Origin of the sequence: Streptomyces sp. NPDC002054 (assembly GCF_040296685.1) — a bacterium.
Lineage (GTDB): Bacteria > Actinomycetota > Actinomycetes > Streptomycetales > Streptomycetaceae > Streptomyces.
Genome location: NZ_JBEOXT010000003.1, coordinates 256533 through 282365, shown reverse-complemented (window position 1 = coordinate 282365; position 25833 = coordinate 256533). Strand labels below are relative to the sequence as shown.

Below are 25833 nucleotides of genomic sequence, written 5' to 3'. Positions count from 1 at the left end.
TGTCAGTGCCCATTCTTGCGAATCTCCCCGGTGCGGGCCGCCCGGCGGGTCACGGCGTTGTCCGTGGCACCCGTGATGGCGGAGATGATCTCTTCCTGCGAGGTGTCGGCGACGTTGAAGACACCGTTGTTGCGGCCCAGCCGCAGGACCGCCACCTTGTCGGCGACGGCCTTCACATCGGCCATGTTGTGGCTGATGAGGATGACGGCGTGGCCGCGTTCGCGCAGCCGCTCGACCAGGTCGAGCACCTGGGCGGTCTGCTCGACGCCGAGGGCGGCGGTGGGCTCGTCGAGGATGACGAGCTGGGGCTCACCGAGCATGGAGCGGGCGATCGCCACGGTCTGGCGCTGGCCGCCGGAGAGCGAGGCGATGGGGATGCGGACGCTCGGGATGCGGATGGAGAGGGTGGAGAGCAGCTCGCGGGCGCGCCGCTCCATCTCCACCTCGTCGAGGATGCCGCGGCGCTTGAGCTCGCGGCCCAGGAAGAGGTTGCCGACCACGTCGATGTTGTCGCAGAGCGCGAGGTCCTGGTAGACCGTCGCGATGCCCAGGTTCTGGGCGTCGTGGGGCTTGTTGATCGAGACCGGGCGGCCTTCCCACTCGATGACGCCGTCATCGATGGGGTGGACGCCGGCGATCGTCTTGACGAGCGTCGACTTGCCGGCGCCGTTGTCGCCGACCAGGGCGACCACCTCACCGGAATGGACCTCGAGTTCTACGTCGGTGAGGGCCTGGACGGCACCGAATCGCTTCGAGACCCCTCGCAACGCCAGCACGGGCGCAGCGGACACGTGAATCATCTCCTTCGCCGCCTGACCGGCGGGGATGCCTTGCATTTACGTTTCTGTCCGGCGCCCCGCGGGTGGCGGGGGAATGAGGCGGGGCGCCGGGCAGGTGTGCGGGCCCTCCTCCCGAAGGGGAGGGCGGGGGCGGCTACTTGAGGCCGGCGGCGTCGCAGGCGGCCTTGTACTTGTCGGTGCAGATCTCGGCGACCGTGTAGACGTTGTCCCGCACCACGGTGTCGGCGATGTTGGCCTTGGTCAGCGAGACCACCGGGATCAGCACGGAGGGAACGCCCTTGGTGGTGGGGCTGTCCACCTTGGACTTGGCGATCGTCTCGATCTCCTCGTGCTTGGCGAGGGCGACGGCCATCTTCGCGGCGGCCTCGGCCTCCGGCGCGTACGGCTTGTACACGCTCATGAACTGCTCGCCCGCCACGATCCGCTGGACACCGGCGAGTTCCGCGTCCTGGCCCGTGACCGGGGGCAGCGGGTTGACGCCGGCCGCCTTGAGGGCGGTGATGATGCCGCCGGCCATGCCGTCGTTGGCCGAGTAGACGCCGACGATCTTGTCCTTGCCGAGGGCCGAAACCGCCGCCGCCATGTTGGTGTTGGCGTTCTCCGGCTTCCACTCGACGGTGTCGTACTCCTTGCCGACGGTCACGTTGCCGTCGAGGACGGAGTGCGCACCCTGCTTGAAGAGCTTGGCGTTCGGGTCGGTGACCGAGCCGTTCATCATGATGATCTGGCCGGCCTTGGCCTTGTCGCCCAGGGCCTCCAGCAGGGCCTTGCCCTGGACCTTGCCGACCTCTTCGTTGTCGAAGGAGGTGTAGGCGTCGATCGGGCCCTCGGCGAGGCGGTCGTAGGCGACGACCGGGATGCCGGCGTCCTTGGCCTTCTTGACCGAGCCGGCGATGGCCTTGGAGTCCACCGCGTCGATGATCAGGACGTTCACCTTGTTGGCGATCATCGTGTCGACCTGCGAGCTCTGCGTGGTCGCGTCCTGCTTGGCGTTGGCGTAGACCACCTTGCCCTTGCCGCGGGTGAGTTCGGTGACCGTCTTCTCGATCAGCGGCTTGTCGAACTTCTCGTAGCGCGCGGTCTGGTTCTCCGGCAGGAGCAGACCGACCTTGATCTCGTCACCCACGGGCGCTGCGGAGTCCTTGGACTTCTCGCCGGCCTCCTTGGCACTCCCACAGGCGGCGAGCGAGGCAGCCATTGCGGTGGCGGCGACGGCAACGGCGGCTCTACGCATACGCGTGTTCATTTCCTGAACCTCCCTGACGAGGCCGCAACACCGCGGCCGAGGTGGATGTGAGTCAACCCCGGCCGCGTTTTGCCGTCAAGGAGTGAATCCTTAACGAGATGACAACGGTGCCATCCGTTATCTAACTGAAGACAACACCTGAGGAGCCTGGGTACCGCCGCCCTTGCCCAGCAAAAGCGTCGAATCGCCCATCTCGCTCAGTACCAGGGCCAGCGCGCCCAGCACCTCGGCCCGTCCGCCCAACGACCCCGTCAGTACCGACAACTGCCGGGCGGCGCTGGGGATCGCGTACCTCCCGACCGATTCACGTATGGGAGCCAGGACCAGTTCACCGGCATCGGCGAGGGAACCGCCGAGGACCACCCGGCTGGGGTTGAGCAGGTTGCACAGACTGGCCACCCCGCTGCCCACATGGCGGCCCACGTCCGTGATCACCCGGCGGCAGCCGGGGTCGCCCTCCCGGGCCAGCTCGACCACCCGCTCCATGGTGAGTTCGGGCCCGTGAGTGCCCTGGAGCAGCGGCAGAACGTAGCGGGCGGCGGCGAAGGTCTCCAGGCAACCCCGGTTGCCGCAGCGGCAGACCGGGCCCGATTCGTCCAGGGTGATGTGCCCGATCTCGCCCGCGGTGCCGCCGACCCCCCGGTAGATCTGCCCGTTGATCACCAGGCCGGCACCGACACCGCTGGCCACCTTGATGTACGCGAGGTCCTTGACCCCCCGGCCGCTCCCCCAGACCAGCTCGCCGAGCGCTCCGAGGTTGGCGTCGTTGTCCACGTACACCGGCACGCCCAGGCGCCGGGAGAGCTCCTCCCGGGGGTTGATGCCGGCCCAGCCCGGCAGGATCGCGGTGGAGCCGAGGGTGCCGGATTCCACGTCGATCGGGCCGGGCACGCCGAGGCCGACCCCGATCACCTTCTCCCGGACCGTGCCGACGCTCTCGATCAGCCGTCCGACCAGGTGCTCCGCCCGGTCGAACCCGTCCACCCAGGAGGCGTCCACGTCCAGCGGCTCGGCCTCCTCGGCCAGCACCTGGTGCGCGAGGTTGCCGACGGCCACCCGCAGATGGGTGTGGCCGAAGTCGACGCCGATCACGATGCCCGCGTCGCCGCTGAGCGAGACGCTGCGCGCCCGCCGGCCGCCGGCCGAGGTCGGGGTGACCTCCACGGTCCCGCCGTCCTTCAGCTCCCGGACGATGTTGGAGACCGTGGCCGCCGACAGTCCGGTGGTACGGGCGATCTCCGCCTGGGTCAGCGAACCGGCGAGCCGGACCGCCCGCACCACCCGTTCGAGATTCGCGCGGTGCAAGGACGACTGCGAACCCGGAGTCTCCACGACTGATCCACTCCTGCCATCTCTCCAACTTGTGAACCCTAAGTCGAGCCTTTGGCCATCCAAAGGTCAAGAGGTCGCGAGAGCACGAATCGGCCACTAGAGGACAGTGTGGGCCATAAGTACGAGAGAAGGACGGCAGAGATCGTGTTACGGTCGCTGAGGCGCCGATCGTCTGCGGCCTTTTCCGGCCGGATCGCCCGCCCTTCGGTGACCGCACGAGGCAAGGAGGTGTTCGGGATGAGTCCCGACCGAAGTTCCTGCCGCGCGCTCGCCGCCTGATCCCCTTCCGATCCGGCCGGCCGTCCGTTCACAGGTTTCATTCAGTTCCACCCCTTGCCTTCCGCGTGCCCTGATGCGCTCCGACGCGCCCAGCGGGCCTGCGGCACTCATCCATGACCACTCTGCGTAACGGTGCGGCTCCGTGCTGCCCGCTTGCGTGCAGAGGGAGGTTCCGTCATGACCATGCTCACCCCCCGTACCCCCACCAAGCTTGCACCGCCGGGCCGGACCCGCCGCGAACGCAAGGCCGCCGAGCTGGAGGCCCGTACCCGGCTCGTCGGCGAGCACCTCGTCGAGACCAGCCGCCGCTCGGGCGTCCAGGCCTTGCAGTCCGTCGACGCCTCGCACAACGGCCTCACCCGGGCCGAGGCCGCGCTGCGCCTGGAGCGCCACGGCCGCAACGTCGTCGCCCAGGAGCGCACGCCCCGCTGGTTCGTCCAGCTGGGGAAGGCCTTCTGGAACCCCTTCATCGGCGTGCTGGTCTTCCTGGCCGCGATCATGTTCTGGCAGGACCCCGCGGACGAAGGCGTCATCATCCTCTCCGTGATGGTGGCGGTCAGCGGACTGCTGCGGTTCTGGCAGGAGTACCGCTCGGGCCGTGCCGCGGACGCGCTGAAGAAGCTGGTGACCACCACCTGCGCGGTGCAGCGCCGGGCCGGCACCGGATCCGTGCCCACCACCGTCGAAATACCCATGGACCAGGTGGTCCCGGGTGATGTGGTGAAGCTGGCCGCCGGCGACCTGATCCCGGCCGATCTGCGGCTCATCACCTCCAAGGACCTGATGGTCAGCCAGGCCGCGCTGTCCGGGGAGTCCCTGCCCGTCGCCAAGGCCGATACTCGCTCCGAGGACCTGGGCCAGCGGGTGACCGACGACCCGGTCGAGGCCGACAACCTCTGCCTGATGGGGACCTCGGTCACCTCCGGCACCGCCACCGGTCTGGTGGTCGCCACCGGCGCCGACACCTACTTCGGCTCGATGGCCGGCTCGCTGGTCGGCGAGCGCCCGCAGACCAACTTCGACACCGGCGTGCGCAAGGTCAGCTTCCTGCTGATCCGCTTCATGCTGGTCATGGTCCCGGTGGTCTTCATGATCAACGGCATCACCAAGGGCGACTGGGACGAGGCCTTCCTCTTCGGCATCGCCGTCGCCGTCGGTCTGACCCCCGAGATGCTGCCGATGGTCGTCTCCGCCAACCTGGCGCGCGGCGCGGTGGCCATGTCCAAGCGCAAGGTGGTCGTCAAGCGGCTCAACGCGATCCAGAACCTGGGCGCGATGGACGTCCTGTGCACGGACAAGACCGGCACCCTCACCGAGGACCGGATCGTCCTGGACCGCTATCTGGACGTGCACGGCAACGAGGACAACGAGGTCCTGGAGTACGGCTACCTCAACTCGCACTTCCAGACCGGTCTGAAGAACCTGATGGACCAGGCGGTCATCGACCGCGTCAACGAGGCCGAGGAGGTTGTCGTCGACGCACGGTTCTCGATGGTCGACGAGATCCCCTTCGACTTCGCCCGGCGCCGCATGTCCGTGGTCCTGAACCGCAACTCCGTCCTGGGCGACGTCGGCCGCTCCGAACACGTCATGATCACCAAGGGTGCGGTCGAGGAGGTCCTGGACCTCTGCACGCACATGGTGGACCGCGGCGAGACGGTCCAGCTGACCGAGCAGCTGCGCTGGCACGTCACCCGGATCGCCGAGGACAACAACCGGCAGGGCCTGCGGGTCCTCGCCGTCGCCACCCGCACGATCCGCACCCCGCGCGACACCTACACGGTCGCCGACGAGGACCGGCTGACCCTGGTCGGCTTCCTCGCCTTCCTCGACCCGCCGAAGGCCGACGCCGCCCGGGCCCTCCAAGGCCTGGCCGACAAGGGCATCGCGGTGAAGGTGGTCACCGGTGACAACGACCTGGTGGCCGCCCGGGTCTGCGCCGACGTCGGCATCCAGGTCGGGCATGTGGCGCTCGGCGCCGAGATCGACACCCTCGACGACACGGAGCTGCGCGCGCTGGCCGCCCGTACGACGGTCTTCGCCAAGGTCAACCCTGTCCAGAAGGCCAGGATCGTCCGGGCCCTGCAGGCCGACGGGCACACGGTCGGGTTCCTCGGGGACGGCATCAACGACGCTGCCGCGCTGCGCGACGCCGATGTCGGCATCTCGGTGGACACCGCCGTGGACATCGCCAAGGAGTCGGCGGACATCATCCTGCTGGAGAAGGACCTGACCGTCCTGGAGCAGGGCGTCGTCCAGGGCCGGACCACCTTCGGCAACACCATCAAGTACATCAAGATGACCGCGTCGTCGAACTTCGGCAATGTCTTCTCTGTGCTGGTGGCGAGCGCGTTCATCCCCTTCCAGCCGATGCTGGCGATCATGCTGCTGCTGCAGAACCTGGTCTACGACATCGCGCAGCTGGCGACCCCGTGGGACCGGATGGACGAGGAGTACCTGCGCAAGCCCCGCAACTGGGACGCCAAGGGCATCTTCCGCTTCATGGTCACCATCGGCCCCGTCAGCTCGATCTTCGACATCGCGATGTTCCTGATCATGTGGAACGTCTTCGGCGCCAACAACGAGAGCGCCCAGTCCCTCTTCCAGTCCGGCTGGTTCATCGAGGGCCTGCTGTCGCAGACCCTGGTCGTCCATATGATCCGGACCCGGAAGATCCCCTTCATCCAGTCCCGCGCCTCCTGGCCGGTGATGGTGATGACCGTCCTCGCGGTGCTGACCGGCCTGTGGCTGCCGTTCTCCCCGCTGGCCCCCTCGCTGGGCTTCGTCGCCCTCCCGGCGTCGTACTTCCCCTGGCTGATCGGCGTCCTGCTGGCCTACTGCACCCTCACGCAGCTGGTGAAGACCTGGTACATCCGCCGGTTCAACACCTGGCTGTAGGGGTGCCCGGCCGCGCTACTTGAGGGTGGCCGAGGTGAGGCCGGCCTGGATCTGGCGCTGGAAGGAGAGGTAGACCACCAGCATCGGGATCATCGCGATGGTCACGCCCGCGAACAGCACCGGCAGGTCGGTCTCGTAGCCCATCTGGTACTGCAACTGGATGAGACCCTGGGTGAGCATGAAGCGCTCGGGGTCTCCTCCGGTCTGCGGCTGCATCAGCACCGAGGGCAGGATGTACTGGTTCCACTGGCCCAGGATGTTGAATATCCCGACGCTGATCAGGCCGGGCCGGGCCATCGGCAGCATCACCTGGAAGAAGATCCGGGTGTGCGAGGCCCCGTCGATCACCGCCGCCTCGTGCACCGCCGTCGGCAGGGTGCGGAAGAAGGAGTGCATGAAAAAGACGGTGAAGGGCATCGAGTAGGCGACATAGACCAGGATCAGTCCCTGGTAGGTGTTCAGCATGTCCAGTCGCCGCACCATGAAGAACAGCGGGACCAGCGCCAGGAACACCGGGAACATCGCCCCGCTGACGAAGAAGTAGTAGATGAACCGGTTCCCCGGGAAGGGGTAGCGGGCCAGCACGTACGCGGCCATCGACCCGAACAGCATGGTCAGCGGGACCGAGAAGACCATCACGATCAGGGTGTTGGCGAAGTAGCTGCCGATGCCCTTGCTCCAGGCCCGGCCGAAGGCGTCGAAGTGCCAGTTGGAGGGCCAGCTGAGGGCCGATCCGCCGATCTGGACATCGGTCTTGAAGGAGCCGAGCGCCAGCCAGATCAGCGGCAGGACGATCAGTACCGCCCAGAGGGCGAGGAAGCCGTGCGAGAAGACGTTGAGGGCCAGCCCCTCGGAGCGGCTGCTCCCCCGCCCGCCGGCGCGGCCGGCGCCGGACCGTTCGGCCGCCGACTCACCGGGGGCCTTGATCACTGTGGACTGTGTAGTCATCGTGGAACTCCCGTCCGCTCTAGAACTCGATGCGCTCGCGGCGGGTGGCGCGCAGCGTGATGACGGACAGGACCAGGGTGAGGACGAGCAGCACCACGCCCATGGCGCAGGCGTAGCCGCTCTTGCCGAAGTACAGGAAGTTGCGCATCAGCACCGTTGCCATGACCTCGCTGTGGTGGTCGGGTCCGCCGCCGAACTGGCCCGAGGTCATGGTCGACACCAGGACGAACATGTCCATCGCGGCGATGCCGAGGTAGACCGCGGAGGTCTGCACAGAGTCCCACAGCAGGGGCAGGGTGACCTTGAAGAAGGTCTGCGCGCGTCCGGCTCCGTCGAGGAGCGCGGCCTCGTAGATGTCCTTGGGCACCGACTGCATGGCGGCCGAGAAGAGGACGAGGTAGAAGCCCACCCCGTGCCAGACGACCACCAGCAGCAGGCACCACAGGACCAGGTCGGGCTCGTTGAGCCATTCGATCGGCTGCATCCGGTCGACCAGGCCCAGTTTGACGAGGAACCCGTTCAGCAGGCCGCCCTCGTCGCTGCGGTACACGGCGCCGAAGAGGACCGCGAGGATGGCGAGGGAGAGGACCTGGGGGAAGAAGTAGACGATCTTGTAGAAGCCGGAGCCCCGCACGCCCTGGACCCCGCCGGCTCCGCTGCGCCCGCCGGCGTTCAGCATGAAGGCGAAGAAGAGGGCGAGCAGGATGGTGATCACCGGGACGAACACCAGGAGCAGCAGGTTGTTCCAGAGCGCGCCCCGGAAGACCTCGTCCTTCGCCAGTTCCAGATAGTTGTCCAGGCCGACGAAGTCGAAGACCGGGGACTGGCCGCTCCAGTTGGTGAAGGAGTAGCCGAACGTCTGTACGTACGGCCAGATCACGAAGGTCAGATACAGCGCGATGGGCGCGAAGAGGAAGCCGACGATGAAGCCGGCCCGCCCCTTGCCCTGGGCTACATGGCTCATGGTGTCCGTCCCTGCGAGTCCCTGCGATGCGGGCGGGTCAGCTGCGGCGGTTGTTCTTGGCGTTCGGGTCCTGCGCCGCCTTGTTTACCGCAGCCTGGGCCCGCTTGATCCACTCCTTTGGCTGGATCCGCTTGGCCATCAGTTCATTGGACGCGTCCTGGATGGCGGTGTCCATTTCGCTGTACCAGTCGGGGTACAGGTAGTTGAAGGTGTTGTCGCCGGCCGACTTCAGGGCGGCGACCGCCGACTGGGTGCCCGGCCGCAGCTTCACGTTCGGGTCCACGCCGTCCTTGACCACGGTGAGCGAGTTCGCCTGCTGGGCAAAGAGGGTCGACCATTCGCGGGACAGCATCGAACGGATGAATTCCAGGCCGCCGGACTTGTTGGCGGCCTTCTCCGGGACGATGAAGGGCTCGCCGGCGCCGGCCCGGATGGCCTCGAAGGGCAGCTTGCTGCCGGCCAGCACGGGCACCGGGAGGAACTGCATGTCGAAGTCGTCCGGGGTCTGCTTGAGCTGCTCGTTCTCCAGCCAGGAGCCGGAGGGGATGAAGGCCGCCTTGTACTGGTTCCAGGCGGTCTGCGACTCCGTGTGGCTCAGGCCGTTGGTGCCCGGCATGAGCAGGCCCTTCTCGACCACCTCGTAGACCGCCTCCACCGCTTCGAGGGCGGCGGGGCTGCCGTCGAAGGCGTTCGGCTCCAGGTTGTCGATGGCCTTCATGGCCTCCAGACCGCCCTTCTTGGCGATCAGGTCCATGATGACGACATTGATGTAGTACGGGTGCTTGCCCTGGTGGGCCAGGCCGCCGATGCCCGCTTCCTTGGCCTTGGTACAGACCGCGAGGAACTCCTCCCAGGTCTTCGGCGCGGTCCAGCCCTTCTCCTTGAAGAGCTTGCCCGAGTACCAGAAGCCGAAGACGGTGTAGACGTAGTTGAGCGCGACGAACTTGCCGCCCTGGGTGCCCTGTTCGACAGTTCCGGCGATCAGGACATCGCGGACCTTCTTGGTCGGGTCGTCCAGGCTGGGGGCGTCCAGCACCGGGGTGAGGTCGGCGAGCTGATTGGCCTTGAACAGCACGTCCAGCTTGATCTTCTGGGCGCCGGAGTCGTCGACCACATCCGGCGGGGTGTTGTTGTTGAAGCGGGGCTGGAGTTTGGAGGTGATCTCCTGGGTGCCGAGGTGGGTGCTGGTGGTGCCCCACTTCTTGTCGAACGCGGCTTCCCAGGCCTTGGCGTAGTCGTCACCGAATCCGCCCTTGAAGATCACCACGTCCAGCTTGCCGCCCTTGGCGACGCCGAACGGGTTGTCCTTGGTGACCGGCGCCTGGTCCGGCCCCTTCGTGGTGCCCTCCTCACCGCCGGAGGCGCAGGCGGACAGGAAGCTCATCGTCGGCACGGTGATCAGTCCGAGTGCCGCGGAGCGCTTGATCAGGTCACGGCGGCCGAGGCCCTCACCAGTGGATGCCATGCTCATGTCCTCGCCTTCGTCGGAAGTCCGCGGTCCGTGCCGCTGGTACCGCGGTGGCCCGGACGCGCACAGGTATAGTCCACTTCCGCCCGGCTGAGAAGACCACCGTCGCACAATGCGGAAGGGCCGTACCCCCATAACGGGGATACGGCCCTTTGGTGCCGATGTGCGACCGGCGGCGGGTGTGCTTAGCCGCGGCTGTGCTTATCCACGGATGAGGTTCCGGAGCACGTACTGCATGATGCCGCCGTTGCGGTAGTAGTCCGCCTCACCGGGGGTGTCGATGCGGACGACCGCGTCGAAGGAGACACCGGTGTCGGTGGTCACCTTGACCGTGCGCGGGGTGGTGCCGTTGTTCAGCTCCTCCACACCGGTGAAGGCGAAGGTCTCCTCGCCGGTCAGGCCCAGGGAGGCAGCCGTGGCGCCCTCCGGGAACTGGAGCGGGAGGACACCCATGCCGATCAGGTTCGAGCGGTGGATGCGCTCGTAGGACTCGGCGATGACGGCCTTGACGCCGAGCAGCGCGGTGCCCTTGGCCGCCCAGTCGCGGGAGGAGCCGGAGCCGTACTCCTTGCCCGCCAGGATGACCAGCGGAATGCCGGCGGCCTGGTAGTTCTGGGAGGCATCGTAAATGAAGGAGACCGGCGCGCCCTCGACGGTGAAGTCGCGGGTGAAGCCGCCCTCGGTGCCCGGCGCGATCTGGTTGCGCAGGCGGATGTTGGCGAACGTACCGCGGATCATGACCTCGTGGTTGCCGCGGCGGGAACCGTACGAGTTGAAGTCGCGGCGCTCGACGCCGTGCTCCGTGAGGTACTTGCCGGCCGGGGTGTCGGCCTTGATCGCACCGGCCGGGGAGATGTGGTCGGTGGTGACCGAGTCGCCCAGCTTCGCCAGCACGCGGGCGCCGGCGATGTCGGAGACCGGGGTGGTCTCCATCGTCATGCCCTCGAAGTAAGGGGGCTTGCGCACGTAGGTGGACTGCGGGTCCCACTCGAAGGTGTTGCCGGTCGGGATCGACAGCGCCTGCCACTGGGCGTCGCCCGCGAAGACGTCCTGGTAGGACTTGCTGAACATGTCCTCGCCGATGGCGTTGGCGACGACGTCGTTGACCTCGGCCTCGGAGGGCCAGATGTCCTTGAGGAAGACCGGGTTGCCCTCGGTGTCGATGCCGATGGCCTCGGTGGTGATGTCCACCTTCATGGAGCCCGCGATGGCGTACGCGACGACCAGCGGCGGGGAGGCCAGGTAGTTCATCTTGACGTCGGGGTTGATCCGGCCCTCGAAGTTGCGGTTGCCGGAGAGCACCGAGGTGACCGCGAGGTCGTGCTCGTTGATCGCCTTCGAGATCTCCTCGTCCAGCGGACCGGAGTTGCCGATGCAGGTGGTGCAGCCGTACCCGACGAGGTTGAAGCCCATCTTGTCGAGGTACGGGGTCAGGCCGGCCTTGTCGAAGTAGTCGGTGACGACCTTCGAGCCCGGGGCCAGGGTGGTCTTGACCCACGGCTTGCGGGACAGGCCCTTCTCGACCGCCTTCTTGGCCACGAGGGCCGCGGCCACCATGACGTAGGGGTTCGAGGTGTTGGTGCAGGAGGTGATCGCGGCGACGGTGACGGCGCCGTGGTCGATCTCGAAGGAGGTGCCGTCGGCCAGGGTGACCAGGGTCGGACGGGTCGGCACGCCGTTGACGGCGGCCGGGGCGTCGGAGGCCGGGAAGGACTCCTTGCCCGCCTCGTCGTCGTCCTCGACGTAGTTGCGCACGTCCTGGGCGAACTGCTCGGCGGCGTTGGCCAGGACGATGCGGTCCTGCGGGCGCTTCGGGCCGGCGATGGAGGGGACGACCGTGGAGAGGTCGAGCTCCAGCTTCTCGGAGAAGTCCGGCTCGGCGGCCGGGTCCAGCCAGAGGCCCTGCTCCTTGGCGTACGCCTCGACGAGCGCGACCTGCTGCTCGGAGCGGCCGGTGAGCTTGAGGTACTTCAGCGTCTCGCCGTCGATCGGGAAGATCGCAGCGGTGGAGCCGAACTCCGGCGACATGTTGCCGATGGTGGCGCGGTTCGCGAGGGAGGTGGCGGCGACGCCCTCACCGTAGAACTCGACGAACTTGCCGACGACACCGTGCTTGCGCAGCATCTCGGTGATGGTCAGCACCAGGTCGGTGGCGGTGGTGCCGGTGGGCAGCTCGCCGGTCAGCTTGAAGCCGACGACCCGCGGGATCAGCATGGAGACCGGCTGGCCGAGCATCGCGGCCTCGGCCTCGATGCCGCCGACGCCCCAGCCCAGCACGCCGAGGCCATTGACCATGGTGGTGTGCGAGTCGGTGCCGACGAGGGTGTCGGGGTACGCCTGGCCGTTACGGACCATGACCGTGCGGGCCAGGTGCTCGATGTTGACCTGGTGGACGATGCCGGTGCCCGGGGGGACGACCTTGAAGTCGTCGAAGGCGGTCTGGCCCCAGCGCAGGAACTGGTAGCGCTCCTTGTTGCGGCCGTACTCCAGCTCGACGTTCTGCGCGAAGGCGTCCTTCGTGCCGAACTTGTCGGCGATGACCGAGTGGTCGATGACCATCTCGGCGGGCGAGAGCGGGTTGATCTTCGCCGGGTCGCCACCGAGGGCCTTCACGGCCTCACGCATGGTGGCGAGGTCCACGACACAGGGCACACCGGTGAAGTCCTGCATGATCACGCGGGCCGGCGTGAACTGGATCTCCTCGCTGGGCTGGGCCTGCGAGTCCCAGTTGCCGAGCGACCGGATGTGGTCGGCGGTGATGTTCGCGCCGTCCTCGGTGCGGAGCAGGTTCTCCAGAAGGACCTTCAGGCTGTACGGCAGCCGGGCGGAGCCCTCCACCTTGTCCAGCCGGAAGATCTCGTACGACTCGTCGCCCACCTGCAGCGTGCTGCGGGCGTCGAAGCTGTTCGCCGACACGACAGTCTCCTTCATGCATGAATTCGCGCGTTCTACCGCAATCCTGCCGCGTGGCACTCTGGCCAATCCGCTAAGGTAGGGCTAAGTTAGGTAACCCTTACCAGCGGGGCGGCTGCGGTTCGCCTTCGGCAGATATCTCGATGTCGAGATAACTCTAGTGCATGGGCGCGCCGAGGTCATGCACGGCGTGGTCCGGCATGGGTCAGATCACACCCGGCGGGAGGACGCGCGCACGGTCAGACCCGCCGGGACCGTCACCTCGCCCGCCAAAGAGCCCGCCGAAGCGCCCGCCGGAGCCGGGCCGTCGCCGGACTCGATGCGCCCGACCAGCGCGGCGACCGCCGCCTCGGCCGTCAGTTCGGGATGCAGGGTCACCGTGGTCACCGGCACCTCGGTGGCCGCGTACCCGGGGTCCTCGCTGGCGCACACCACCAGCAGGTCCCGCGGAACCGCCAGGCCGTGCCGGGCCGCTGCGGCCAGCGCCTGCCGGCCGCCGGGATCGTAGAGGGAGTACACGGCGTCCACCGCGCCTGCGCCCTCATGGAATAGCGGGTCGAAGGCATGGCCGGCGGCGTCGTGAGGGTCGAACCGGACCGGCAGGACGGGCTGGTTCCGCTCCGCGCACCACCGTTCGTACGCCTCGGCCACCGCCCGGGTGTAGTGGTCCCGGCCGAACCCGCCGTGCAGCGCGATCCGCCGGGCACCGGCTGCGGCAAGGTGGTCGAGGACCTCGCGGGTGGTCGCCGCATGGTCGTTGTCCACCCAGATGTCCCCGGGGCGCGGGACGGCGGGCCGGCCGTCGAAGACCACCGGGATGTCGCGGGCCCGCAGCGCGGACAGCACCGGATCGCCTTCCGGGCTGTCCAGCAGCAGCATCCCGTCCACCGCGAGGGTGTGCCAGAGCGCCTCGGCGCCGCGGTCCGCGGGCAGGGTGGTCAGCGCGTAACCGCGGGCGTGGGCGGCGGAGGTGGCGGCGGTGAGCCAGCGGGAGAAGTAGGTGACCGCCACATAGTTCCAGGCGGAGCCGGCGAAGGTGGTGACGGCCAGGCCGAGGGTGCGGGTGTGCGGGGCGCGCGGGGCGCCGTAGCCGAGACCGGTCGCGACCTCGCGGACCCGGCGGCGGGTGGCCTCGGCGAGCCGGCCGGTGCCGTTGAGCGCGTGCGAGACCGTCGCGGTGGACACCTCGGCGGCGCGCGCGATGTCGGCGATGGTCGGTCCGGGTCCGGGCACGCGGTCATCGTACGGACGCGGGTGCGGATTCCGTCGTCTTGGACGGGTTCTGGTTAAGAGGTTAATCAAACAGTGTCCTGGCCACAGCCAACGTTGGGAGTGGTCATGACGTCTTCTTCACTGTCCCGGCGGGGACTTCTCACCGCGGCCGGGGCCGCGGGCGCGGCCGGCCTGCTCGGTTCGGCGGCGGCCGGTACGGCCCATGCCGCACCCGCCGCGGCGAACGGGTCCGGTGGCCGCGGCTCCGCCTCGCTGGTGATCCACAACGCCCGGGTGTTCACCGGGGTCTCCGGCCGGGCGCCGGTGGAGGCGGTGGCGGTCGGCCGGGACGGGAAGATCCTCGCCACCGGCTCCGGTTCGGCCCTGCGGCGGCTGATCGGCCGGGACACCGAGGTGGTCAACGCCCGCGGCAACACGGTGATGAGCGGGATCCACGACGGACACGTCCATCCGCTGGGGGCGGGCGACCGCTCGCTGCGGCCCTCGCTGGAGGGCGCCGAGACCACCCTCGCCGAACTCCAGGAGATCCTGCGCGGCTTCCTCGCCGACACCGGCGGCGCGGGTGCCGAACCGGACGGCTGGCTGGTGGTGGAGGACTGGAACCCGGTCGGCCTGCTGCCCATCGGCACGGCACCGCACCACTCCATGCTGGACGCCCTGCCCACCCGCCGACCGATCGCGCTGGTCGGCGGCGACGGCCACAATCTGTGGGCGAACCGCCGCGCTCTGGACATCGCGGGCATTACGGCCGCCACCCCGGACCCGGCGGGCGGGAAGATCGTCAAGGGGGCGGACGGGCAGCCGACGGGCGTGCTGAAGGATGACGCCCAGGAGCTGGTGCGGCGCCACATCCCGGCGCCCACCCAGGAGCAGCTGGTCGCGGCCTGCGCGAAGGTGCTGGAGCAGGCCGCCGCCGCCGGGATCACCACGATGATGGACGCGCTGGTCGGCCGGCACGAGCTCGAGTTGTACCGGGCGCTGTCGGCGGCCGGGAAGCTGCCGCAGCGGATCGTGCCCGCGCTGCGGCTGGAGGTGGAGCAGACCAAGGACCCGGCGGGCTCCCTTGCGTACGCGCAGGGCCTGCGCCGGGAGTTCAGCGGGGTGCAGGGGCTCCGGCTCGGGATGATCAAGGTCTTCCTGGACGGGGTCATCGAGTACCCGGCCCAGACGGCGGCGCTGCTGGAGCCGTATCTGGACGGGACCACCGGGAAGCCGACGGACAACCGGGGCGAGCTGTACACCTCGGCCGCCGAGTACGGCCGGCTGACCGCCGCGTTCAACCGGGCCGGCTGGCAGATGCACGCCCACGGGCTGGGCGACCGGGCGGTCCGGACGGCCCTGGACGGGTACGCGTACGCCCGCCGGGCCACCGGCCTGCGCGACCCGCGGAACGCGATCGCCCACCTGCAGATCGTGGACCCGGCGGACCTGCGGCGGTTCGCCGAGCTGAACGTCGCGGCCTGTATGCAGTTGCAGTGGGCGGCGAAGGACACCTGGACCATGGAGGCGCTGCTGCCGTACATCGGGCCGAAGCGGCACCGCTGGATGTACCCGGCACGCAGCCTGGAGCGGGCCGGGGCCCGGCTGAGCGGCGGTTCCGACTGGCCGGTGGACGCGCTCCAGGTGTGGAACCAGCTGCGTACGGCCATCGACCGGCAGGGCGCGCACGGGCAGGGCGAGCTCTACCGCGAACTGGAGGGGCTGGGCCGCTCCTCGGTGCTGCGGATGCACACGCTGGGCACGGCCTGGCAGCTCCGCCAGGACGCGCTGACCGGAACGGTGGAGCAGGGGAAGGCGGCGGACCTGGTGCTGCTGGACCGGGATGTGACGCGCTGCCCGGTGGCGGACATCAGCGAGACGAAGGTGGAGCTGACGCTGGTGGACGGGCGGGCGGTGCACGACGTGCACTCGGCCACCGGCCGGGCAGCCGCGGCCCGGCTCGCCCGCGCGGCGGGCGGCCCGGCGGCCGGCACGGCAGCCGGCCCGCGCCCGGCCTCGTACGCCGCGGTCCACCGGGACCGCCACCACGCCTGCGGCCACTGACGACCACCGGCCCCCGGGAGACCGAGCAGTCCCTGGGGGCCGGTGCAAGGTGCCGAACCGGGCAGATGCCCGCAAATAGAAACAAGTGACACGCGGAGCAGCCAGGGGAGCCGACAGGGGAACTGACGGGGTGTAACACCCGTCTGCCACACCCACCGCGAGCACCATCTCATATCTGAGATACGGTGCATCCATGGCAGACGACTACCTCGTACGCATCGGCAAGCTCATCCGTGACGCCCGGCAGCACCGGGGCTGGACACAGAGTCAGCTTGCGGATGCGCTCGGCACCAGCCAGAGCGCAGTGAACCGGATCGAACGCGGCAACCAGAACATCAGCCTTGAGATGATCGCCCGAATCGGTGAAGCGCTCGACAGCGAAATCGTCTCGCTGGGTTACGCCGGCCCCATGCACCTGCGCGTCGTCGGCGGCCGTCGCCTGTCCGGCGCCATCGACGTCAAGACGAGCAAGAACGCCTGCGTGGCCCTGCTCTGCGCCTCGCTCCTCAACAAGGGCCGCACGGTCCTGCGCCGGGTCGCCCGGATCGAAGAGGTCTACCGGCTGCTGGAGGTCCTGAACTCCATCGGCGTACGCACCCGCTGGATCAACGGCGGCGTGGACCTGGAACTGGTCCCGCCGGCCCGGCTCGACATGGACGCCATGGACGCCGACGCCGCCCGCCGCACCCGGAGCATCATCATGTTCCTGGGCCCGCTGCTGCACCGGACGGACCAGTTCCGGCTGCCCTACGCGGGCGGCTGCGACCTCGGGACCCGCACCATCGAGCCGCATATGATCGCGCTGCGCCGGTTCGGCCTGGACATCACCGCCACCGAGGGCATCTACCACGCCAAGGTCGCCGCCGGCGTCTCCCCCGACCGGCCGATCGTCCTGACCGAACGCGGGGACACGGTCACCGAGAACGCGCTGCTCGCCGCGGCCCGGCACGACGGTGTCACCGTCATCCGCAACGCCTCCTCCAACTACATGGTCCAGGACCTGTGCTTCTTCCTGGAGGCCCTCGGCGTGAAGGTGGAGGGCATCGGCAGCACCACCCTCACCGTCCACGGTGTCCCGACCATCGACGTGGATGTGGACTACTCCCCCTCCGAGGACCCGGTCGAGGCGATGAGCCTGCTGGCCGCGGCCGTGGTCACCGAGTCCGAACTGACCATCCGCCGGGTCCCGATCGAGTTCATGGAGATCGAGCTCGCGGTCCTGGAGGAGATGGGCCTGGACCACGACCGCTCGGCGGAGTACACGGCCGACAACGGCCGCACCCGCCTGGTCGACCTCACGGTGCGCCCCTCCAAACTCGAAGCCCCGATCGACAAGATCCACCCCATGCCGTTCCCCGGGCTGAACATCGACAACGTCCCGTTCTTCGCGGCCATCGCGGCGGTGGCCCAGGGCCAGACCCTGATCCACGACTGGGTGTACGACAACCGCGCGATCTACCTCACGGACCTCAACCGCCTCGGCGGTCGCCTCCAGCTCCTGGACCCCCACCGCGTCCTGGTGGAGGGCCCGGTCCGCTGGCGCGCCGCCGAGATGATGTGCCCGCCGGCGCTGCGGCCGGCCGTGGTGGTCCTGCTCGCGATGATGGCGGCGGAGGGCACTTCGGTGCTGCGCAACGTGTATGTCATCAACCGGGGCTACGAGGAACTGGCGGAACGCCTCAACTCGGTGGGCGCCCAGATCGAAATCTTCCGCGACATCTGATGGCGCTCACAGCAGGCCTGCGGGTGAAGCTGGCGGCCGACCTCAGGCTGGCCGGGTCGGTTGTTCCGGCCGTTCCGGCCGCGGAGGACCCGGCAGCCGCGGATGCCATCGTCGGCTCCCTCGGCTCCCTCCTCCTGGCATCGGGTACCGAGGGCACCGTCGAGCGGGTGGACGAGCCGCAGCCGCAGCAGCCGAGCCACGAGGTCCGCGAGTACGTGCGGCTCACGTCGCTCCTCGAGGACTTCGGCCACCAGATGCCCCCGGCGAGCCGGAAGCAGCTCGAAGAGCAGATCGCCACCCTGGAACCGGACTGGATCGCCCACCGGGAGCAGAAGCCCCGCGTGACGGTCCGCGTCCGCCTCGACAACGGATTCGTCCTCGACGGCACACCCGAGGACGTCTTCACCTCCGTCTGACCTCCCGTGCCGCGCTCCTGGTGACAGCAACATCTGGCAGCCACCCGGCTGCCGCGCTTCACTGGAAAGAGTGCCGCAACCGCGCGCCCGCGCGGGGACCGCTCCCTCCGGGGCGGACCCCGCCGGGCGCGGGCCGGGAGGTCCCGTGAACACGCACACGCCAGCCCGCTTCGACCCCACCCGGGTCCCCCACCTGCTGGGATCGTTCGCACCGGTGACCGAAGAGGTCGACGTCGCCGATCTGGAGGTGACGGGTGAGCTCCCGGCCGCCCTGGAGGGCCTGTACCTGCGCAACGGCCCCAATCCCCGTTTCACCCCGATCGGCTCGTACCTGTACCCCATCGACGGCGACGGCATGCTGCACGGGGTCTGGCTCGACGGGGGCCGTGCCCGCTACCGCAACCGCTTCGTCCGCACCCCGGCGCTGGAGGCCGAGGAACAGGTCGGACACGCCCTGTGGGGCGGCCTCGAATCACTGCTCGTGCCGGACGCCGCGCAGGTCGGCCCGGATCTCGCCGGCACCTTCCGGGACCTTCCCGACGTCAATGTCGTCCGGCACGCCGGGCGCATGCTGGCTCTCGCCGAGTCGGCCTGCCCCTTCCGGATCGACGCTGGCCTGGGGACCGTGGGCCGCGAGGACTTCGGCGGGTCCCTGCCCGCGGGCATCACCGCCCATCCCAAGACCGACCCGGTCACGGGCGAGATGGTCGTGTTCTGCTACGCCTTCGAACCGCCCTACCTGACCTGGTCGGTCATCGGCCGCGACGGCGCCGTCACCCGCGGGCCCACGCCCGTCGACGGGGTGGACGAGCCGATGATGATCCACGACATGGCCCTGACCGACCGCTACGCGGTCCTCGTCCTCGCCCCGGCCTTCTTCGACCTGGACGCGGCGATGGCGGGCGGCTCGTTCCTGGCCTGGCGGCCCGAGCGCGGCACCCGCGTGGCGCTGATCCCGCGCGACGGCGGGCGGCTGCGCTGGGCGGCCGACGAGGCGTTCTGGCTGTGGCACACCGTGAACGCGTACGACGACGACGGCGCGGGCGGGGACGACGGCGCGGGCGGGGATGCCGATGCCGATGCCCCGGTGGTCCTCGACTACGTGCAGTGGAGCAGGCTGACCGTCGGCGGGGGCCCCGATGGCGCGGCGGGCCCGGTGGGCGGCGGCCTGGTACGCGCGCGCATCGATCCGGCCGCGGGCAGCATGACCCGTACCGTGCTGGACGACTCCCGGGTGGAGTTTCCGCGGGTCGACGACCGGCGCATCGGCCGGCGCCACCGCCATACGGCGCTGGCCACCGGGACCGGGCGGACGGACCTGCTGCCGGGCGAGTACGACGCGGTGCGCTGGTACGACACCGAGACCGGCAGCGCCAGCGTCTGGCCGGCCGGGAACCTCTCCGTCGGCGAGCCCGTGTTCGCCCCCGAGCCCGGCCGGGACTCCGAGGAGCAGGGCTACTGGCTGACCTTCGCCACCGACCGCACCGACGGATCGAGCTGGTTCCTGGTCATCCCCGCAGAAGACCCCGCCTCCGGGCCAGTGGCCCGCGCCCGCATCCCCGTCCGGGTCCCCCTCGGCCTCCACGGCTGCTGGCTGCCCACCGAGCCGTGAAGCTTTCGGCATTCACTGCCGGTGGCAGTCGCAGTCCAGCTCGTCCTCGATCGCCTTGCGCAGCGGGGCGTGCTGCGGACCGAGGGCGAACCGCTCGTCGGTCCAGTTGTCGCGGGGATAGAGCCACACCGGCCTGCCCACCAGGTCCATCGGCTCCCACTCGAACCGTGGCCATACGTGTGCGTGCAGGAACCCGTCGGTGTTGCCGAGGATCTCCAGATTGACCCGGCGGAAGGCCGCGTCCAGGCGACGGGATGCCCGCTCGACTGCTTCTCCGAGGTGGTCCATGTCGGACAGGAAGGCCAGCCGCCTGTCCCTCGGCAGGTCCGAGAGTCTCTCCACCGCGGGATCGTCCGCCAGGAGCACCGAGTAGCCCGGGAGGAACTGCACATCGCCGATCACAGCGAACCCCGCGGTCAAGCGCCGCAGCACAGTGGGGTTTTCGCCGCGCAGAGCGCTGCCGATCCGGTCCGTCCGCCACATTTCACCCATGGCCGGAACCTACCGCGACGGCAACGCCCCGCCTTCCGGTGGTGAGGTCAGCCCTGCGGGACGACCTCGTCCGCCTGCAGGCCCTTCTGGCCCTGCACCGCGACGAAGGTCACCTTCTGGCCCTCCTTCAGGCTCTTGAAGCCGTTGCCCTGGATCGCCCTGAAGTGGACGAACAGGTCGGCTCCGCTCTCGGGGGTGATGAAGCCGTAGCCCTTCTCGTCGTTGAACCACTTCACGGTGCCGTTCTGGCGCTCGGACATGCCACTCCTTCGGATCACGCGCTTCGGTCGGGCGGGCAGGGCGCCCGATGAGCTGATCATCGCTGTCGGCGGGACGCAGGTTACGGAGTCCAGGACATCTGGCCGGTATTCGTCGCCCGACCAGCGTCGGAAGGGGTGTGACCCCGGGCAGAACCTCCGCGTTAGGGCCGCAGGAGCTGGGCGGAGAGGAGCGTGCGCGGTGAGCAAGTACTGGGACACCTATGCCGAAGGCTGGGGGGTCGTCGAATGGGACGACACGAGGTTCCGCGGCTGGACGCAGTACGAGGAACACGGGCCCGGCCTCGAGTTCCTCGGCGCCCCCGAGGCCGTACTGGAGCTGGGCTGCGGGGACGCGACGGAACTGGTGCTGCTCGCCCGGCGGGGCGTCCGGGCCACCGGCATCGACCTGGCCCCCGCACACCTGGAGCGGGCCCGCAAGCGGTGCGCCGGCCTGCCGGTCCGCTTCGTACGGCAGGACGCGATCGAGTTCCTGACGAGCAGCGAGGAGACCTATGACGCGGTGCTCTCCCGCTTCGGCGCGGTGTGGTTCAACGACCCCCGCACCCTCCTCCCCCTGATCCGCGCCCGGCTCAACCCGGACGGCCTGCTGCTCTTCACCCACGGACCGGCGGTGGACGGCTGCTACGGCCCGCAGGGCATGTACCCCGGCGCCCTGCGCGGGCGGCCGGTCGCGGTCCGGCGGTGGTGCTACACACCTGGGATGTACGAGGAGATGCTGCTGGAGGCCGGCTTCGGGCGGGTGGAGGCGCAGGTGTATCCGGCGCCCGATCCGCTGGATCTGGGGACGCTGATGGTGCGGGCCTGGGTGGGGGGAGGGGTCGCGTGAGTGGGGCCTGGCTGCCGCCCGAGCAGTTTGCCGAGCTGCTGCCGAAGGCTGCCGCCTTCGGCAGCCTGTTCTTCACCGACGAGCTGGACCGGCCGGTCCAGCTGCGGGCGGTGTACTCGCAGAGTCATCCGTGGCAGTGGCCGGGCGGCTGCATGGACGCCGGGGAGCGGCCCTGGGAGACGGCGTTGCGGGAGTGCCGGGAGGAGACCGGTCTCGAGTACGACGGCCCGCAGCGGCTGCTGGCCACCGTGTTCGGCCTGCCGGGGAAGAAATGGCCCCTCGCCACCGTCGGGTTCGTCTTCGACGGCGGCCGGCTCACCCCCGAACAGGTCGGGGCCATCACCCTGGACCCGGCCGAACACGACGACGTCCGCGCCCTGCCCCTGGAGGACTGGCGGCCCCTGATGCCCCCGCGGGACTTCGCCCGGCTGGAGGCGGTGATGCGGGCGCGGCGGACGGCGACCACGGCGTACTTCGACGCGTGGGACTGGGGCGACGACTGACCACGGGACATGGCGGGACCCCGCGGGCCACCGCCGGACATGGCGTGAAACAGCGTCACCGGGCGGCCGGGCGGCCCCATAGGCTTCGGCGGATTTCATGAAGTCTTGATCGTGGGGGGTCCACCATGTTTGACCGCCGGAGACGCGCCATGGCGGTTGCCGCCGCCAGCGCCGTCGTTCTGCTGCTCACCGGATGCGAGGAAGCGAAGCCGAAGCCGAAGCCCGCGTCCGGCAAGCCGTCGGCCGCCGCCACCGCGTCCCGGGCGGCGGCGCGGATGCCGGACGTCGTCGGGCGGAAGTTCACGGAGGCGGAGGCCGCCGTCCGGGAGGTGACCGGGGGCGGGGCCGTCGAGGCGCGCAGCGCATACGCGAATGTGGTGCTGCCGCAGGACCACGCGGAGTGGCAGGTGTGCTTCCAGACCCCGGCCGCCGGAACGGCCGTCACGGCGGGGTCCGCCGCGGAGCTCTCCCTGGTGGCCCCCGGCACCGCCTGCCCGGAGCAGGCCGGTGCCAAGCTCGGCCCGAAGCCCACCACGAAGCCCACTACGAAGCCGACGGTGACGGCCAAGCCGGGTGCGCTGCCGAGCGCGAAGCCGACGGTGCGGGTGACGCCCAAGGCGAGCACGAAACCGCCGGGCTCCGGCAGCGTGTACTACAAGAACTGCGCCGCCGCCCGCGCCGCCGGCGCCGCCCCGATCCGGCGCGGTGAGCCCGGCTACGGCAAGCACCTGGACCGGGACAACGACGGTATCGGTTGCGACAGTTAGGTGATTCCGCTCGCCCCCGGCGGGGACGGGGCGGCAGAATCGGGGGCGACCGTTCCGGGCGAAGGGGCAGCTGTGGCAGTCGCGGAAAACATGGGTACGGGGATTCCGGAGCTCGCCGGGGTGCCGTTGCTCGGCTCGCTCTTCGACCTCAAGAGCGATTCGCTGGGCACCTATCTCCGGGCCCGGCACCGGCACGGTGACGTGGTACGGATCACCGCCGGCCCGCCCGGGCTGCGGGTCGAACTGCACTGCGTGTTCTCCGCCGAGGGCGCCCAGCAGGTGCTCGCCTCGGAGTCGGCCAACTTCCGCAAGGACAACGCCTTCTACCAGGAGGTACGGGACTCCTTCGGCAACGGCCTGCTGACCAGCCAGGACGAGGACTATCTGCGCCAGCGCCGGCTGGTCCAGCCGCTGTTCACCCGCCGCCGGGTGGACACGTACGCGGGCGCGGTCGCCGCCGAGACGCAGACGAGCATCGACGCCTGGCGGACCGCACCCGGCGGTGTGGTGGACGTGGCCGAGGAGATGATGGCGCTGGCGCTGCGCGCGGTGGCCCGGATCCTGTTCGGAACGGACGTCGATGCCACCGTCGAGGTCGTGGACCGATGCTTTCCGGTCATCACCGAGTACGTGCTGCGGCGCGGCTACTCCCCCGTGAACATCCCGCGGAGCTGGCCCACTCCGCAGAACCAGCGGGCGGCAGCCGCGATGGAGGAGCTGTACGGGGCCTGCGACGGGATCATCGCCCGTCGGCGGGCCGGAAAGCCGGGCGCAGCCTCGGGGGACGCGGCGGGCGGCGCGGCCGGCGAGGATCTGCTGACCCTGCTGGCGGCTGCGGAGAGCGCCGGCGACGCGGGCTTCGATGCCGCCGAACTCCGTGACCAGGTCCTGGTGTTCCTGCTCGCCGGACACGAGACCACGGCGACCTCGCTGGCCTTCGCCCTGCATCTGCTCGCGCTCCACCCCGAGCAGCAGGACCGGGCCCGGGAGGAGGTGTCCCGGGTGCTGGGCGACCGGCTGCCGGAGGCCGCCGACCTGGACCGGCTGCCGTACCTGACGCAGGTCCTGAAGGAGGCCATGCGGCTGTATCCGGCTGCTCCGGTCATCGGGCGCCGGTCGGTGGCCGCCGCCGAGATCGACGGGCACACCGTCCCGGCGGGGGCGGACGTGATCCTCGCCCCGTGGGTCACCCACCGGAACCCGCGCTACTGGCCGGACCCGGACCGGTTCGATCCGGAGCGGTTCACCCCGGAGGCGGAGGCGGACCGGCCGCGGTACGCCTGGTTCCCGTTCGGCGGCGGCCCGCGGGCCTGCATCGGGCAGCACTTCTCGATGCTGGAGTCGGTGATCGCGCTGGCGATGATCCTGCGGGAGTACGCGGTCGAGCCGGTGGACCGGGAGATCCCGGTCAGCACGGGCATCACCCTGCGCGCCAACGGCCCCGCCCGCTGCCGCCTCCGCCCCGTCCGGCCCGTCCGTACGGACGGCTGAGGCTACCGGCTGCCCGCCGGTACATGGTTGCCCTGCAGGCGCTCGAGGTCCGAGGGCCGGACCTGGATGACGAACAGCGCGATCGCCGCCGCGACCAGGGCGAACAGGGCCGCCACGACAAACGCCGCCGACACCCCCGCGGTGAGCACCTCGTCGCCCCAGGGATCGGGGAGCTGCCCGGTCCGCCGGAACAGGGCGAGCTGCGCCGGGCCGGCCGTGGCCAGGAACTCCGGCACCTGCTGCACCGCCTCGTGGCGGCTGGCCGTGCCGTACACCGTGACCAGGATGGACAGGCCCAGCGAACCGCCCACCTGCTGGGTGGTGTTCAGCAGTCCGGAGGCCGCGCCCGACTCCCGCTCGGGGACGTTGGACAGGGCCATCAGGGTCAGGGACACGAACTGCATGCCCATGCCGAGGGCGAAGAGCAGCATCGGGCCGAGGATGCTGCCCAGGTAGGTGGAGTGGATGTCGGTGAGGGTGAGCCAGGCCAGCCCGCAGGCGGCGCACAGGGCGCCGATCACCATGAAGGGCTTGGGGCCGAACTTCGGCAGCAGCCGTGCGGTGATGCCGGCCGCGATCGCGATGACCACGCTGACCGGGAGGAAGGCGAGGCCGGCCTGGATGGGGCTGAAGCCGAGCACGTTCTGCACGAACAGGGTGAGGAAGAAGAACATCCCGAAGATCGCGCAGGCCAGGAAGAGCATGATGCCGTACGTTCCGGCCCGGTTGCGGTCGGCGAACATGTGCAGCGGGGTGATCGGCTGCCGGGAGCGGCGCTCGATGAGGACGAATGCGGTGAGCAGCACGATGGCGGCGGCGAACGAGGTCAGGGTGAGCGGGTCCCGCCAGCCGTCCTGGGCCGCGCGGATGAACCCGTAGACCAGGGACACCATGCCGAGGGTGCTGGTCAGTGCGCCGGCCAGGTCGAAGTGTCCGGGATGGCGTTCGGATTCGCGGATCACCCTCGATGCGAGCAGGGCGATCAGCAGGGCGATGGGCACGTTGACGAAGAGGACCCAGCGCCAGTCGAGCCATTCGACGAGCATGCCGCCCGCCAGCAGGCCGATCGCGCCGCCGCCCGCCGATACGGCGGCGAAGACGCCGAAGGCCCGGTTGCGGGCCGGGCCTTCCCGGAAGGTGGTGGTGATCAGGGCCAGTGCGGTCGGTGAGGCGATGGCGGCGCCGACGCCCTGCAGGGCGCGGGCGGCCAGCAGCTGGCCGGAGCTCTGGGCGAATCCGCCGAGCAGTGAGGCCAGGCCGAAGAGCAGGACGCCGGAGATGAACACCCGTTTGCGGCCGAGGATGTCGCCCGCCCGGCCGCCGAGCAGCAGCAGTCCGCCGAAGGTGAGGGTGTAGGCGTTGACCACCCAGGCAAGGCTCTCGGTGGAGAAATCGAGTGCGGTCTGGATGTGCGGCAGGGCGATGTTCACGATGGTGATGTCGAGGACCACCATGAGCTGGCAGGAGGCGATGACGAAGAGTGCGGTCCTGCCGTTTGTGTGCAGGGGGTTCCGGGTGTTCCGGGCGGTCCGGTCCACCCTTCCGACGCTATGCCCGCCCCGAAGGCGTCACCACCCGGATGGCCTAGAGCTGTGACA

The 25833-nt window shown here is 69.7% G+C and carries 20 protein-coding genes; 9 read left to right on the top strand and 11 right to left on the bottom strand.

The genetic code is table 11. From position 1 onward, the window contains the following. Positions 1 to 2: 2 nt before the first annotated feature. From ABT123_RS04385 to ABT123_RS04375, 3 genes are all read right to left on the bottom strand, one after another. Positions 3 to 800 (bottom strand): ATP-binding cassette domain-containing protein, encoded by a 798-nt coding sequence (locus ABT123_RS04385; protein ID WP_351309633.1) that lies wholly within the window; start codon positions 798 to 800, stop codon positions 3 to 5. Between the two features lie 133 nt (positions 801 to 933). Further along, complete coding sequence (locus tag ABT123_RS04380) at positions 934 to 2034, bottom strand: sugar ABC transporter substrate-binding protein (RefSeq protein WP_351309753.1); 1101 nt, start codon at positions 2032 to 2034, stop codon at positions 934 to 936. Between the two features lie 129 nt (positions 2035 to 2163). Beyond that, entirely contained in the window at positions 2164 to 3378 is a 1215-nt protein-coding gene (locus ABT123_RS04375; protein WP_351309630.1) for an ROK family transcriptional regulator, read from the bottom strand. A gap of 456 nt (positions 3379 to 3834) precedes the next feature. On the opposite strand from ABT123_RS04375, the gene mgtA reads away from it, so the two are divergent. Next, complete coding sequence (gene mgtA, locus ABT123_RS04370) at positions 3835 to 6555, top strand: magnesium-translocating P-type ATPase (protein WP_351309627.1); 2721 nt, start codon at positions 3835 to 3837, stop codon at positions 6553 to 6555. Positions 6556 to 6570: 15 nt separating this feature from the next. Here mgtA and ABT123_RS04365 read toward each other — a convergent pair whose 3' ends face one another. From ABT123_RS04365 to ABT123_RS04345, 5 genes are all read right to left on the bottom strand, one after another. Beyond that, positions 6571 to 7503 carry a carbohydrate ABC transporter permease gene (locus ABT123_RS04365; protein WP_351309624.1) on the bottom strand — a complete coding sequence of 311 codons (933 nt, stop codon included), beginning with the start codon at positions 7501 to 7503 and terminating at the stop codon, positions 6571 to 6573. A gap of 19 nt (positions 7504 to 7522) precedes the next feature. Continuing rightward, the gene (locus tag ABT123_RS04360) at positions 7523 to 8467 is read right to left on the bottom strand and encodes a carbohydrate ABC transporter permease (RefSeq protein WP_351309622.1); all 945 of its coding nucleotides are present in this window, start codon (positions 8465 to 8467) and stop codon (positions 7523 to 7525) included. Between the two features lie 37 nt (positions 8468 to 8504). Continuing rightward, entirely contained in the window at positions 8505 to 9938 is a 1434-nt protein-coding gene (gene ngcE / locus ABT123_RS04355; protein WP_351309619.1) for an N-acetylglucosamine/diacetylchitobiose ABC transporter substrate-binding protein, read from the bottom strand. A 198-nt stretch (positions 9939 to 10136) separates the two neighbouring features. Then, the gene (acnA, locus tag ABT123_RS04350) at positions 10137 to 12851 is read right to left on the bottom strand and encodes an aconitate hydratase AcnA (protein WP_351309616.1); all 2715 of its coding nucleotides are present in this window, start codon (positions 12849 to 12851) and stop codon (positions 10137 to 10139) included. 207 nt (positions 12852 to 13058) lie between these two features. Then, positions 13059 to 14081: a LacI family DNA-binding transcriptional regulator gene (locus tag ABT123_RS04345; RefSeq protein WP_351309613.1), complete on the bottom strand. Its 1023-nt coding sequence runs from the start codon at positions 14079 to 14081 to the stop codon at positions 13059 to 13061. 105 nt (positions 14082 to 14186) lie between these two features. Between ABT123_RS04345 and ABT123_RS04340 the strand changes: the two genes are divergently transcribed. The 4 genes from ABT123_RS04340 (at position 14187) to ABT123_RS04325 (ending at position 19875) form a co-directional block, all read left to right on the top strand. After that, positions 14187 to 16124, top strand: coding sequence for an amidohydrolase (locus ABT123_RS04340; protein WP_351309610.1), 1938 nt, complete (start codon positions 14187 to 14189; stop codon positions 16122 to 16124). Positions 16125 to 16317: 193 nt separating this feature from the next. Beyond that, on the top strand, positions 16318 to 17847 hold the full coding sequence (locus ABT123_RS04335; RefSeq protein ID WP_351309607.1) for a helix-turn-helix domain-containing protein: 1530 nt from the start codon (positions 16318 to 16320) through the stop codon (positions 17845 to 17847). Further along, a complete protein-coding gene (locus tag ABT123_RS04330; protein WP_351309604.1) occupies positions 17847 to 18263 on the top strand; it encodes a hypothetical protein in 417 nt (138 codons plus the stop codon). The genes ABT123_RS04335 and ABT123_RS04330 overlap by 1 nt, the downstream gene beginning before the upstream one ends. A 145-nt stretch (positions 18264 to 18408) precedes the next feature. Beyond that, the gene (locus ABT123_RS04325) at positions 18409 to 19875 is read left to right on the top strand and encodes a carotenoid oxygenase family protein (RefSeq protein ID WP_351309601.1); all 1467 of its coding nucleotides are present in this window, start codon (positions 18409 to 18411) and stop codon (positions 19873 to 19875) included. A 12-nt stretch (positions 19876 to 19887) separates the two neighbouring features. On the opposite strand, the gene ABT123_RS04320 is transcribed toward ABT123_RS04325, so the two are convergent. After that, a complete protein-coding gene (locus ABT123_RS04320; RefSeq protein WP_351309599.1) occupies positions 19888 to 20367 on the bottom strand; it encodes an HIT family protein in 480 nt (159 codons plus the stop codon). A gap of 47 nt (positions 20368 to 20414) precedes the next feature. Then, on the bottom strand, positions 20415 to 20627 hold the full coding sequence (locus tag ABT123_RS04315) for a cold-shock protein (protein WP_351309596.1): 213 nt from the start codon (positions 20625 to 20627) through the stop codon (positions 20415 to 20417). Between the two features lie 199 nt (positions 20628 to 20826). Here ABT123_RS04315 and ABT123_RS04310 point away from each other — a divergent pair, with 199 nt between their 5' ends. The 4 genes from ABT123_RS04310 to ABT123_RS04295 all read left to right on the top strand — a co-directional run bounded on the left by ABT123_RS04310 (position 20827) and on the right by ABT123_RS04295 (position 24235). Further along, positions 20827 to 21474 (top strand): class I SAM-dependent methyltransferase, encoded by a 648-nt coding sequence (locus ABT123_RS04310; protein ID WP_351309593.1) that lies wholly within the window; start codon positions 20827 to 20829, stop codon positions 21472 to 21474. After that, positions 21471 to 21977 (top strand): NUDIX domain-containing protein, encoded by a 507-nt coding sequence (locus ABT123_RS04305; RefSeq protein WP_351309590.1) that lies wholly within the window; start codon positions 21471 to 21473, stop codon positions 21975 to 21977. The genes ABT123_RS04310 and ABT123_RS04305 overlap by 4 nt, the downstream gene beginning before the upstream one ends. A 149-nt stretch (positions 21978 to 22126) precedes the next feature. After that, positions 22127 to 22744, top strand: coding sequence for an excalibur calcium-binding domain-containing protein (locus ABT123_RS04300; RefSeq protein ID WP_351309587.1), 618 nt, complete (start codon positions 22127 to 22129; stop codon positions 22742 to 22744). A 90-nt stretch (positions 22745 to 22834) separates the two neighbouring features. Then, complete coding sequence (locus ABT123_RS04295) at positions 22835 to 24235, top strand: cytochrome P450 (RefSeq protein ID WP_351309751.1); 1401 nt, start codon at positions 22835 to 22837, stop codon at positions 24233 to 24235. Between the two features lie 2 nt (positions 24236 to 24237). Here ABT123_RS04295 and ABT123_RS04290 read toward each other — a convergent pair whose 3' ends face one another. Beyond that, entirely contained in the window at positions 24238 to 25773 is a 1536-nt protein-coding gene (locus tag ABT123_RS04290) for an MFS transporter (protein WP_351309584.1), read from the bottom strand. Between the last annotated feature and the right edge of the window lie 60 nt (positions 25774 to 25833).